At 69.5% G+C, this 12,950-nt stretch carries 8 protein-coding genes and 1 pseudogene; all 9 read right to left on the bottom strand.

What is annotated here, in order from left to right; genetic code table 11:
- Window positions 1-374, bottom strand: a pseudogene (locus ACT3S3_RS13225) (hypothetical protein); the annotation flags it as partial.
- Window positions 375-889: 515 nt separating this feature from the next.
- Entirely contained in the window at window positions 890-1,456 is a 567-nt protein-coding gene (locus ACT3S3_RS13230; RefSeq protein ID WP_301443217.1) for an NADPH-dependent FMN reductase, read from the bottom strand.
- Between the two features lie 66 nt (window positions 1,457-1,522).
- The gene (locus ACT3S3_RS13235; protein WP_301443216.1) at window positions 1,523-3,586 is read right to left on the bottom strand and encodes an OPT family oligopeptide transporter; all 2,064 of its coding nucleotides are present in this window, start codon (window positions 3,584-3,586) and stop codon (window positions 1,523-1,525) included.
- Between the two features lie 147 nt (window positions 3,587-3,733).
- Window positions 3,734-5,230 carry an MFS transporter gene (locus ACT3S3_RS13240; protein WP_301443215.1) on the bottom strand — a complete coding sequence of 499 codons (1,497 nt, stop codon included), beginning with the start codon at window positions 5,228-5,230 and terminating at the stop codon, window positions 3,734-3,736.
- A gap of 100 nt (window positions 5,231-5,330) precedes the next feature.
- Entirely contained in the window at window positions 5,331-7,937 is a 2,607-nt protein-coding gene (locus tag ACT3S3_RS13245) for an ABC transporter permease (RefSeq protein ID WP_301443214.1), read from the bottom strand.
- Window positions 7,938-7,942: 5 nt separating this feature from the next.
- Entirely contained in the window at window positions 7,943-8,686 is a 744-nt protein-coding gene (locus ACT3S3_RS13250; protein ID WP_441578855.1) for an ABC transporter ATP-binding protein, read from the bottom strand.
- A 116-nt stretch (window positions 8,687-8,802) separates the two neighbouring features.
- Window positions 8,803-9,606 (bottom strand): SDR family NAD(P)-dependent oxidoreductase, encoded by an 804-nt coding sequence (locus ACT3S3_RS13255; protein WP_301443371.1) that lies wholly within the window; start codon window positions 9,604-9,606, stop codon window positions 8,803-8,805.
- Complete coding sequence (locus tag ACT3S3_RS13260; RefSeq protein WP_444626921.1) at window positions 9,606-12,068, bottom strand: alpha/beta fold hydrolase; 2,463 nt, start codon at window positions 12,066-12,068, stop codon at window positions 9,606-9,608. The genes ACT3S3_RS13255 and ACT3S3_RS13260 overlap by 1 nt, the downstream gene beginning before the upstream one ends.
- A 36-nt stretch (window positions 12,069-12,104) precedes the next feature.
- Window positions 12,105-12,935, bottom strand: coding sequence for an aldo/keto reductase (locus tag ACT3S3_RS13265; protein ID WP_301443369.1), 831 nt, complete (start codon window positions 12,933-12,935; stop codon window positions 12,105-12,107).
- Window positions 12,936-12,950 lie beyond the last annotated feature (15 nt).

A 12,950-nucleotide genomic window follows, 5' to 3' on the forward strand; every position in this document is an offset into this window, starting at 1 on the left:
CGTTGGCCGAGGATCCCGGCGATTCGTTCAACATACGGCCGGACGTCACCGTCGTTCACGTCCGGACCGATCAACCACAGGAAACCACCGAGCTTGCCCTGCCATCGCAAGGGGTAGCAGCACCGCGCACGCAGGCCGAGTTCCCGGTTCTCCGGAATCATGATCCTGCCTGTCGCGGTCCGTATCCCGAACGAATGGAGGTACTTGTGGACCCGTCGGTCCATGTCACGGGTCAGCACCACATTGACCCGTGGCCCGTCCTCGTCACCGAAATGACGGCTTGAGGCGATCAACCGTCCCTCTGGATCGTCGATGGCGATCGACCGACGCAATGTGTTGGCCAGTTGGTCGAGTAACGGCTGAACATCCGTCACGGTAATTGCCCTCCCGGTGCATCATCGGCGGACCGTCGGGGTGGTGCGATCCTCTGACCAGCGGGGCGCGGGTCGATCCGTACACACGACGGCGCACAAGCCAGGGATCACAGACTACCAGTCGCCCGCGACCTGAACTTCCACGCTCGGAGGCACGGTGTCCATGCTCGTGTGTCTCGCACTGACAGAAGCATCCTACCGGTGGGTGCCGCCGCGCTGGCGGCGAGGAGGACCCGATCGCGGCGATGGCGTCGGCGGGCGCGCTCGGCAAATACGTGGTGATCGGTTCCGGCACCAACGGGCAGGCCTTCGACAGTCAGCTGACCGCATCGTGGAAACCATCGAACCCGTTCACAAGTTCATTCTCGTGGTGCCCTACGGCTACGTCAGGGGCATCGTCCCGGCCGCGCAGTAGGCGATCAACTGCGCCGCCGCGACGCCGGCCGGTCCTACTACGCCAACGCGGTGGAGGAGGCCTGCGCCAGGCCGTCAGCTGCGGTACGTGACCCGTCCGGTCACTTCGCCGAGAGGCGGTCTCGCACCACGGCGAAGCCCTCGGCCCAGGCCAGGAGGTCGCGCAGCAGGCCGGCGAACGGGGCGGTGGAGGTCTCCTGCGGGGTGAACTCCCCGTCGGTGGCGTCGGTGAAGATGGAGAAGGAGGCGGTGTCGCGTACGGTGGCCGCCTTGAAGTTCGCGAAGACGGAGCGCCACGCCTCGACGGCGCGCACACCCTTGTCGGCCCCGTAGGAGACGAAGGCGACGGGCTTGTGGGCGAACTCGGAGCCCACGAAGTCGATGGCGTTCTTCAGCGGACCGGGCACGCAGTGGTTGTACTCGGGGGTCACCACGATGTAGCCGTCGAAGGGCTCCAGGGCCGCACCCCAGGCCTTGGTGTGCTCGTTAGCGTACTTGTGTGCGCCACCGGGGATCTCCTCGTCGAGGACGGGGAGGTCGTAGTCGGCGAAGTTGACCACGGTGCTGTCCACGTCGGCGGCGTCGAGCTGCTCCTTGACCCAGGCGACGACCTGGGGGTTGAAGGCGCCGGGACGGCTGGAACCTGCGATGATGCCGATGCTGGTCATGGTTGTGCTCCTTGGGTTCTTTCGGGGTTGCCTACCCGCACGACGATACCATAGTTGACACGTCAACTACTTCTGAGCGTGGTCCCGTGCGGCGCGCGAGCACACCCACCGGTACAGGCCCACGACGATGCCCACGAACAGCAGCACGCCGACCCAGTGGGAGGCGCCCTCCCAGCCCGCCGGCATGATCGCCAGGGCGTCGGAGTCGCCGGAGGCGGCGATGATGCCGGCGTTGAGCACACCGAAGAGGCTCTCGCCCACGATCAGGCCCGTGGCACCCAGCACACCCAGGCGCTTCGCCGACTCGGCGTTGGAGCGTCCATCCGCCCAGCGGTTGTAGAACCAGCCGATGAACGCACCGATCGGGATGATCAGGGTGAGGCTGACCGGCAGGTACATGCCCATGCCGACGGCCAGCGGCGGCAGGCTGAAACGCTTGCCGGAGGTGCGGGTGAGCACCTCGTCGACGATGATCACGCCGATGCCGATCAACGCACCCAGGCCGATCAGGCCCCAGTCCAGCGAGTCACCGAAGATGCCCTCGGCGACCGAGGACAGCAGGCCGGCCTGCGGGGCCGCCAGGGCGTCCGGACCCGCACCCGGGGTGCCGGCGAAACCGAAGGCCGTGGCCATCAGACCCATCACCGGCGGAATGATCAGGGACCCGAAGACCACGCCGATGATCAGGGCTGTCTGCTGCTTCCACGGCGTCGCGCCGACGAGCTGACCGGTCTTGAGGTCCTGGAGGTTGTCGTTCGAGATCGTGGCGACACCGAAGACCACCGTGGCCGTGAACAGCGTGTAGGCCACCAGCGCGGTGGGGTTGCCGCCGTCGTCGTTGCCGGTGACCAGCTTGATCAGCAGCGCCGCGAGCAGCACCACGATCACGCCGACCCCGGAGATCGGACTGTTGGACGAACCGATCAGACCGGCCATGTAACCGCACACCGCGGCGATGACCAGGCCCAGGACCAGCACGAACAGGATGCTCAGGGTGATCAGCGGGCCGGTGTGGTGGCTCACGCCGGTGCCGCTCAGGAAAGACCACAGCAGCCAGCCGATCGGCAGCATCAGCGCCAGGACGGTGACCACGAGGACCTTCACCGGGATGTCGCGCTCCGCCAGGGCGACCTCCTCGCCCTGCTTCCGGGCGCGCGAGGCCGCCAACGAGGCGGTGATGCCGCGGATGACCGGGCCGATGATCTTCACCAGGGTCCAGACCGCGGCGATGGCCATCGCACCGGCGCCGACGAAACGCACGTCGCTGGCGAAGGTGTCGGAGACGACCTCGGAGATGTCAGCGACCACGGGGACGTCCCCGCTGGTGAACACCGGCAGCAGCACGCCGAAGGAGATCACCAGGCCGACGATCATCGCGATACCCACCGTGGGGCCCACGAGGTGGCCCACGCCGATCAGCGCCAGCGACAGGCTGCCGCCGGCCATCGTGCCGCCCGCACCGATGCGGAAGGTCCCGGCGACCTCGGACGCACCGACCTTCAGCGCGGAGAGCAGGGACATGCCCGCCGACGCGAGCGCGCCGACGACGATGGCGCGCAGGCCGTCACGGTTGTCTGCGTTGTCGTCGGCATCGTCGCCCTCGGCTTCGCCCTGAGCGTCATCACCGTGGCCGTGGGGGTCGTCCTCCCCCACCTTGAGCACCTCGGCCGCCGCCACACCCTCGGGAAAGGGCAGGTCGGAGCCGGTGACCAGTGCACGACGCAGCGGGATGGAGTACATCACGCCCAGCACACCGCCGATGAGGCAGACCAGCATCGTCGTCCAGTAGGGGAAGCCCGTCCACCAGCCGATCATGATCAGGCCGGGGAGCACGAAGATGATCGCCGAGAGCGTGCCGGCGGCAGAGGCGATGGTCTGCACGATGTTGTTCTCGGTGATGCTGTGGTTCTGCATCCGCCGCAGCACCGCCATGGAGATCACCGCGGCCGGGATGGAGGTGGCGAAGGTCAGCCCGACCTTCAGGCCCAGGTAGACGTTCGCGGCGGTGAACACCAGGGTGATCAGACCACCGAGGATGACCGCACGCAGCGTCAGCTCCCGGATCGGGGAACGTGCGCTTTTCTGGGTCCTGTTCTGGGTCGTGGTCGAGGCGTTGTTGTCGTCGGCCATGTCGTTGGCTCGCTTTCACGGACGGCGCGGCAGCGTCGTTTCGTCGGAACGTCGGCCGCAGGCGTCATCGGTTCAGTTGTGGGACCTGTGAAACTCTAGTCCCCCGTACCACAGATAGAACAGCGGGCTATACATTCTTTCGCGGCACTACTGGCCCACGGAGTCCCGGAATTCCTGCTCGATGGTCTCCAGTGTCTTGTCCTTGGTCTCAGGCACCACCCGGTACACCCACACCAGGGCGACGAGCTGCAGGCCGACGAAGATGAACACCGTCGGGCCGAAACCGATGGCGTCCATGAGGTAGGGGAAGAACAGGGCCACGCAGAAGTTCACCGACCACTGCACGCCCGCGGCCAGGCCCATCGCCTCGCCGCGCACACGCATCGGGAAGATCTCCGACATGAACAGCCATGTCATCGCGCCCACGGCACACTGCATGATGCCCACGAAGGCGACGATCGCGGCGAGGATGACCCACTTCTTCGCCTCCACGTCGTCCGGCACCACCATCGAGACCAGCGCCATGAGCGTCAGCGTGATCACCGTGCCGGTCAGCCCGCTCATCAGCATGCGCCGCCGGCGTACGCGCGTGTTCAGGAACATCGACAGCAGCATGCCGACCACCCCGGCCACACCGATCAGCAGGTTCACGGTGAAGGCGGTGTTGCCCTCGAACCCGGCCTGGGTGAGGATCGTCACGCCGTAGTACTGGATCACGTTGATGCCGGAGATCTGGTTGATCACCGCCATGCCGAAGCCGATGAGCATCACGCGCCTGATCCACGGTTCGGCGAAGAGGTCGCGGAACCGGCGGGAGGACGCACCGGCGTCGTGGTCGGCGAGCGAGCGCACGCCCTCGACGTCGCCGGCGACCGGGTGGGTGATCTCGTCACTGTCCGGCTTCGGGGAGTTGTCGCTGTAGCGCGAGGTCTCGTAGTCCGGGGAGCCGTAGACCTTCTCCCGGATGGTGCGCAGGGCGTCGAGCATCTCCTCGATGCGCCCGTGGCCGGCGAGCCAGCGCGGGGACTCCGGGACGATGGTCATGCCGACCCACAGGGCGATGGCCGGGACGAGACACACCGCCAGCATCCAGCGCCACGTGCCGCCCTCCTCGGCACCACCGGCACGGGCGATCAACGCGTTGAAGCTGAAGGCGAGGAACTGGCCGAAGACCACCATGAACTCGTTCTGGTTCACCACCCTGCCGCGCAGGTGGGTCGGCGCGAGTTCGGCGAGGTAGATCGGGATGATGCCGGAGGCGGAGCCCACGGCCACGCCCAGCACGATGCGGCACAGCATCAGCACCACCCAGGTCGGCGCGAGGACCGAGCCCAGGGAGCCGAGGATGAAGACCACCGCGACCACGGCGATGGTGCGGTGGCGTCCGACGCGGTCGGCGACGCGCCCGCCGAAGATGGCGCCGAAGATCGCACCGAACTGCAGGGCGGAGGTGACGATCCCCTCGAAGCGTTCCTCCAGGCCCAGGTCGGCGGTCATCGACGGCAGCGCGCCGTTGATCACGCCGGTGTCGTAGCCGAAGAGCAGGCCACCGAGGGTCAGGACGGTGACCGCCGCCCAGAAGCGACGGTTCGGCGGTCCCGCCTTCGGTGGCGGCGGTGCGCTCGGCGCGGTGCGGTCTTTCACGGTGGCGTACTCCTCGTACCGCTCGGCGGTAGAACTGTTTCAGGAACTGATCCTTAACCTGCCACCTCCGGCGAGTATTCCACCAACCCCTCAGAACCGGTCAGTCGGCGATCGCCTCCAGCGGCCGCACCCGCGACGCCTTCACCGCCGGCCACGCCGCGGCCACCACCCCGACCACGCCCGAGGCGACGACCATGCCCACGACCTGGCCCCACGGCACCGCGGTCTCACTGAGCCCCTCGGCGGCGAGCACCTGGAGGAACGCCCAGCCCAGGCCCAGTCCGACGACCACGCCGAGCAGTGCGCCGTAGAGCGAGATCTGCACGGCCTCGAGGGTGATCATGCGCCGCACCTGGCCGCGCAGGGTGCCGACCGCGCGCAGCATGCCGATCTCCTGGCGCCGCTCGATGACGTTGAGCGCGAGGGTGTTGATGATGCCGAGCACCGCCACCACCACCGCGAGCGCCAGCAGCGCGTAGAGCACGTTGAGCATCTGGTCGACGAGCACGGCCTGCTGCCCGGCGTACTCCTCGGGCGTCATCACCTGGACCACGATCTGGTCGGCGGTGGCGTCCTCAAGCCGGTCGCGCAGGGTGTCGGTGCTGACCGAGCCGTCGCCGTCGACGAAGACGGCGTAGAGGTTCGGCGAGGCCCCGGCCCCGAGCTGGGAGGCCACCGGCTCCAACGCCGACCAGGACACCAGGTGTGCGCCGAAGAGCTCGTTGGGTTCGTAGGTGCCCTGCAGCGTGACCTCGCCGACCTCGCGTTCGGGGCCGTCCGGCATGCGGACGGTCAGCGGCAGGACGTCACCGACGTCCCACCCCTCGGACGCGGCGACGTCCTCGTCGGCGACGACGCCCGGGGCGTCCAACGTCACGTCGCCGGCGGTGCCGACGAGTCCGCCGGAGACCGTGGGGTCACCGTCGATGACGCCGGTGCCGCCGCTGTAGCCGCCGACGGTGACCGGCAGGAAGCCGAACCCGGCGGCGTCCGCCACACCGTCGACGTCCCGGACCGCGTCGAGCGCGGACTGCGGGACGGGGAAGGCGCCGTTGGACGGCCCGGCGAGCACGTAGTCCGAGGTCACCGAGTCGCCGATGAAGCCGCTGATCGAGGCCTTCATCGACGCGCCGAGCATGCCGATGCAGGCGACCAGCGCCACGCCCAGGGTGAGGGCGAACGCGGTCGTCGCCGTGCGGCGCGGGTTACGTCCCGAGTTCGTCGCCGCCAGGCGTCCGACCTGGCCGAACGGTGCACCGACGACCGCGCCGATGCCGCGCACCACCGGCACCGACAGCGCCGGGGACACCAGGAACGTGCCCAGGATCACCGCCAACGCGCCGACGCCGACGAGCGAGGCGCGCGGGCCGGTGGACGCCCCGTCCAGCAGGACGCCGACCACCGCGGCGACCACGCCGACGGCCAGCACGACGGCCCCGGTGACCGTGCGCCCGCGCAACGGCGAGCTGGACGACTGGTCGCCGGAGCGCATCGCCTCGACCGGACGCACCGAGCCCGCGCGTCGGGCCGGGGCCCAGGCGGAGACCACCGTGACCAGCATGCCGAGGATCAGCGGCAGCACCACCGAACCCACCGTGACCTGCACACCGGTGTTCGGCAGGCCGGCACCGGTGGCGCCGATGACCGCGTAGATCGCCTGCGTCAGCCCCACCCCGGCGAGCACGCCGAGCAAGGAACCGACGATGCCGACCACCACCGCCTCGAAGACCACCGAGACGGTCAGCTGGCCGGAGGCCACACCGAGGGAGCGCAGCAGCGCGAACTCGCGCATGCGCTGCGCGACGATCATCGAGAAGGTGTTGGCGATGATGAACGTGCCCACCACCAGGGCGATCAGACCGAAGGCGATGAGGAAGTAGTTGACGAAGCTGAGCGCCTGGTCGATCTCGGCGGCCTGGTCAGCGGCGACCTGTTCGCCGGTCTTCACCTCGACGTCGCCCAGCTCCGGGTGCTCGGCGGCGAGGTATGCGCCGACCTCGTCGGCCAGGGCGTCCGCACCGGTGCCGGACGCCGCGGCGAGCGAGAATCCGCCGGTCGTCGCGCCGTCGGTGAAGGTGTCGACGAACGCCGGTTCGTCCATCATCAGGCCGAGGAACCCGCCGCCGTCGATGTCGATGTCGTAGATGCCCGACACGGTCACCGGGTGTGAACCGGAGGTGTCGACCACGGTGAGTTCCTCACCGACGCTGAGACCGTGCTCCTCGGCGGCAGTGCTGTTGACGACGACCTCGCCGGGGCCCTGCGGTGCCTCGCCGTCGACGATGGCGGTGTCCGGGCCGACGGCGGCGTCCGGCGCGTACCAGGGCATGGCGAAGGCGGGCGCGCCGCCGGTCTGCAGGGTCTCCTGCGTGCCGTCCGCCCCGGCGGTGGCGACGACCACGGTGACCTCGTCGCTGACGGTGACCCGGTCGACGCCCGGGACGTCCTCCAGCCCGTCGGCGAGGTCCAGCGGCAGGGCCGTCCCCGACGGCGGGGCGGACACGACCACGTCGATGCCGCGGGTCGTGGACTCGGTGAGGGTGTCGAAGGTCTTCTGCAGCGAGGAGGTGAACATCAACGAGCCGGCGATGAACGCGGTGCCCAGCACCACGGCCAGCACCGTGAGCACGAGGCGGACCTTGTGGGCGGCGAGGTTGCGCAGCGAGACCCGGCGCATGGTGGTTGCTGAGGAGGAACGGGAGGACATGGCCCCTACAACCCCTCGATACCGGTCATGGTGCCCAGGATCTGCTCCACGTCCGGGTCGCGCAGCTCGTGCACGATGCGCCCGTCGGCGAGGAAGACGACACGGTCGGCGTAGGCGGCGGCCTTGGCGTCGTGGGTGACGATGACCACGGTCTGGCCGTCCCGGTCCACCGCGGTACGCAGGATGTCGAGGACCTCCGCCGAGGAGTTGGAGTCCAGGTTGCCGGTCGGCTCGTCACCGACGATGATCTCCGGACGCGCCACCAGGGCGCGGGCGCAGGCGACGCGCTGCTGCTGGCCGCCGGAGAGCTCGGAGGGGCGGTGCCCCAGCCGGTCGGTCAGGCCCAGCCGCGAGGTGATCTCGGCGAACCACTCCTTGTCCACCTTGTCCCCGGCGATGTCGATCGGCAGGGTGATGTTCTCCGCGGCCGTGAGGGTGGGGACCAGGTTGAAGGACTGGAAGATGAACCCCAGCCGGTCGCGGCGCAACCTGGTCAGGGCCTTGTCGCCGAGACCGGAGATGTCCGTGTCGCCGAGGAAGGCGGAGCCGGAGGTGGGGCTGTCCAGGCCGGCCATGCAGTGCATCAGCGTGGACTTGCCGGAGCCGGACGGCCCCATGATGGCGGTGAACTCGCCTGCGGTGAAGTCCACGCTGACGTCGTCGAGGGCGGTGACGCGGGTGTCGCCCGCCCCGTAGGTCTTGGTCAGGCCCTCTGCGCGGGCTGCCGAGTGTGCGGTTGCGGTTGCCACTGGGTCTTGTCCTCTCTCACGGTGCGGGGAGAACGGCTCTCCCTGTCGTTACCCCTTAGAGCGTAGGGCCTGGGACCGGCCGGCACCTCCGGGAAGACCCTGAGATGTGCCCCCGGTTACCGCCCGGCCTTCCGGGCGACACCCCACCCGGCGGCGCGCAGCAGGAGCAGGTACGGGATCCGGGTGAACCGCTTGGAGTACCACGAGAGGGTCGCCACCCCGTCCGGGGTCACCACGGTCCGGCGGGCCTCGACACCCTTCACCGCCCGGCGCGCGACGATCTCGGAGGTCAGCCAGGTCCGGCCGAGGAGGACGCGGGCCACGGCGTCCATCGCGTCGTCGTCCCCGACGAGCGAATCGGCGAGACCTGACCTGAAGAACTGCGGGCAGATCACCGTGGTGCTGATCCCCCGGTGCCTCAGTTCGGCGTCCAGTGTCTCCCCGAGCGCCACCACCGCGGCCTTCGTGGCGTTGTACGTCGACATCGCCGGGGCGTGGACGAGGCCGGCCGCGGACGCCGTGAGCACGATGCGTCCGCCGGTCGCGAGTTTCGGGACGAAGGACCGGAGTCCGCGCACCGAGCCGAGGAGGTTGATGTCCAGGGCCTTCTGCCAGGTGTCCACCGTGGTCTCGGTGATCCGTCCGCCGACGGCGATGCCGGCGTTGCTGACGAGGATGTCCAACGAGTCCAGGTCAGCTGCCGCGGCCTGCCAGTCTTCGTCGCTGGTCACGTCGAGCCGGCGGTACGTCCAGTCCCCCGCCAGCGACCGGACCTCGGACGGAACGTCCTCGTGGAGGTCGGTGAGGATCACCCGGTCGCCCTTGCCCAGGAACTGCCGGGAGATCTCCAGACCCAGGCCCGAGGCCGCCCCGGTCACCAGCACGGTGCGCGGACCGGCGTCCTTCTTCCTGGTCATCATCAGTTACCCGTCCTGTCGCGCACGCCCGTGTCGGCGTCGCCGTGGGTCGCCCACACGCCGAACAGGAAGCGCTGGTAGTGCTCGGCGAACTCCTGCGGGTACTCCAGCTGGGGCATGTGCCCGCAGTCGTCGAAGACCACGGCGTCCTGCACGTCGATCTGCTCGAGCCCCGCCCGGAAGTCGCGGTACGGCAGGATCGCGTCCTTGCTGCCCCAGGTCAGCATGACCGGGATACGCCCTGCCGTGGCGTCGCTGAACCGTGCGAGCAGGTCGCGACGCCACCGCTCCGCGACACCCAGCGGGGAGCCCAGGTGCCGGACGAAGGAGTGGAATGTCGCGGAGCGGTGCGGGTGGCGGGCGATCCGGCGCTGCACCTCCAGACGGTGGCGGGTCACGGCACCAGGACGGCGCAGGACGACGTGCTCGACCGGCTGGTAGACCGCCCGCAGGCGGGTGGTCGCGGCGTTGAACCGTCCCAGCCCGGGTACGGCGATCAACCGGATCAGCGGTGTGGTGCTGTCGCCGAAGCCCACCGGGTCCGCCAGGGAGACGCTCGACACCTGGTCGGGACGTTGCGCGGTCATCTCCATCGACAGCGCCCCGCCCAGGGAGTTCCCGACCAGGTTGACCCGGGTCTCCCCGAGGTCGTCGAGGACCTTCCAGAGCAGTTCGGCGGTGTCGGCGAGGGTGACGCGTGCGGCAGGGTCGCTGAACCCGAAGCCGGGGACGTCGAGGGCGATGTAGCGGCTGTTCTCCCCGACGAGGACGGCCTGGTCGTCCCAGTCCTCCAGGGAGCGTCCGATGCCGTGGATCATGACGATCACGTCCCGGCCGTCCTGCCGCGCGCCCGGCCCACCTCGGCGCAACCGCACCGTCCGGCCGCCCACGGTGACCGTCTCCGTCGGAGGGAGCGCCCGGAGGTCGGTCGCCACGAACGGGCCGTCGGCCTCGACGGTCTGGATCGCCGGACCGGGTCGGGACCGTCCCACGCGCGACAGGCAGCGGTCACCGAAGGCCATGTCCCGACGCTGGTCACCGAAGGCGAGGCCGGGCAGTTCGGTGAGGTAGTTCTGCGTGTACCGCCACGGTGAGGCGTCCCCCTGGGTGGGGAACCTGTGCACGCCGCGCCGGACGTAGCCCGCGTCGAAGTCGAGCAGCGGGCGGTCGCTGCGCCCCGGCGGCAGTTCCGGGCTGTAGTACTCCTCCCCGGTCTTCCACAGCTTCACCATGTAGCGCGACACCATGTCGGAACGCAGCATCCAGGAGGCGTTCACGTAGCCGACGGTGAAGCTGAAGTTCGGCAGGCCGGCCAGCATGATCCCCCGGTAGAAGACCTGTTCGTCGAGCGCCAGTTCCCGCCCGTCGACGCTCAGCGTGCCACCGCCGAAGGCCTCGAGCTCCAGGCCGGTGGCGGTGACGATGACGTCGGCGGCCAGCTCCCTGCCCGAGTCCAGGCGGACACCGTCGGCGGTGACATGGTCGATGGTGTCGGTGACGACGTGGGCGTTGCGCTTCAGCGCGGAGAAGATGTCGCCGTTGGGCGCCTTGCAGACCCGCTGGTCCCACGGGTTGTACCGGGGGGTGAAGTGCTCGTCGATCTGGTCCCCGGACAGGTACGGGCGTTGCATCAGCCGCAGCGCGTTCCGGAACAGCCACGGGGCCCGCTGGGCGAGGACGTACTGTGCCATGTCACGGACGGCGTGGTTGAGTCGCGCGGCCCGGTGGGCGGGCCCGGCGGGCAGCAGTCTGCTCCAGATGCCGCTGATGACGTCGACGTCCGGCAGCGGTGCGACGTAGCTGGGGCTGCGCTGCAGCATGGTGACGTCCGCCCCGGCCTTCTCCAGCGCCGGGACCAGGGTGATCGCGGTGGCGCCGGAGCCGATGACCACGATCCTCGACCCCTCGACGGTGAGGTCCTCCGGCCACTCCTGCGGGTGGATGATCTGCCCGGTGAAGTCCTCCTCGCCGGGGAAGTCGGGCCGGAACCCCTTGTCGTGGGAGTAGTAGCCGGAGGCGTAGTGGACCCGGCGCGTGTAGATCGTGCGCTCCCCTTCCGTTCCCTCTGTACCCCCGGCGGTGACGGCGGTGACGGCGTAGAGGTTCAGGTCGGTCCGCCAGTCCGCGTCCCTGATCCAGGATCCGGTGTGCAGCCGTTCCAGGGCGCCGCAGTCGCGGGCGACGTCGCGGATGTACTCCTTGATGTCCGCGCCCTGCCCCAGCGTTCCCTTGTGCGGCCAGGGGCGGAACGGGAACCCGAAGGTGGCCATGTCGGAGTCGGAGCGGATGCCCGGGTAGGTGAAGGTGTGCCAGGTTCCGCCGAGGTCGTCGTGGGTGTCGTGGATCTCCCACGACCAGTGGGGGAAGTTCTGGGCGACGTGGTGGGCGAGGTCGATACCGGAGAGGCCCGCACCCACGATCAGCAGATCGAGGGGTTGGTCGACGGTGCCAGATTCTGTAGTCATGGCTACACCATAGTGATGTCTCCGAAACGATACCTGTTATCCGTTGAACTCGGCCGGGTGTGGCCCGGTGCGCATGCCCCGGTCCAGGGCGTCGATGCGGGCGAGGTCGGACGCCGTGAGGTGGACGTCGGTGGCCGCGAGGTTCTCCGCGATACGGGCCGGGGTGACGGACTTGGGGATCACCACGCGCCCCTGCTGCAGGTGCCACGCCAGGACGACCTGCGCGGCGGTGGCACCGTGGGCGGCGGCGATGTCGGTGACGACGGGGTCGGCGAGCGCCGCGCCCTGCCCGAGCGGACTCCACGCCTCGGTGACGATGCCGTGGGCCGCGTCGGCGGCGACGGTGTCGCGGTTCTGCAGCGCGGGGTGCAGCTCGACCTGGTTGACCGAGGGCACCGTCCCGCTGGAGTCATCCCGTTCGACCAGTCGCCGCAGGTGCTCGGGCAGGAAGTTCGAGACCCCGACCGAGCGGGTGAGCCCGGCGTCGCGCACCTCCCGCATGCCCTCCCAGGCCGCCAGGTAGTCGTCGGTGGCCGGTGCGGGCCAGTGGATGAGGAACAGGTCGACCTGGTCCAGGCCGAGTCGTTCGAGGCTGGCCTCCAGTGCGGGACGCACGCCGTCGCGCGACAGGCCGTCGAGCCAGAGCTTCGTGGTGACGAAGAGTTCCTCGCGGGGGACGCCGGACGCTGCGACGGCGCGTCCGACGCCGGCCTCGTTGCCGTAGACCGCGGCGGTGTCGATGCTGCGGTAGCCGGTCTCCAGGGCGGTGGCGACGGCGCGGTGCGCGCCGTCGTCGGGCACCTGGAAGACGCCGAAGCCGAGCTGAGGCATGGCGGTGCCGTCGTTGAGGGTGACGGTGGGGATCATGGTGTTCTCCTTGAG

The sequence above is a fragment of the Corynebacterium sp. AOP40-4SA-5 genome (genome assembly GCF_052377355.1).
In the GTDB taxonomy this organism is placed as follows: Bacteria; Actinomycetota; Actinomycetes; order Mycobacteriales; family Mycobacteriaceae; genus Corynebacterium.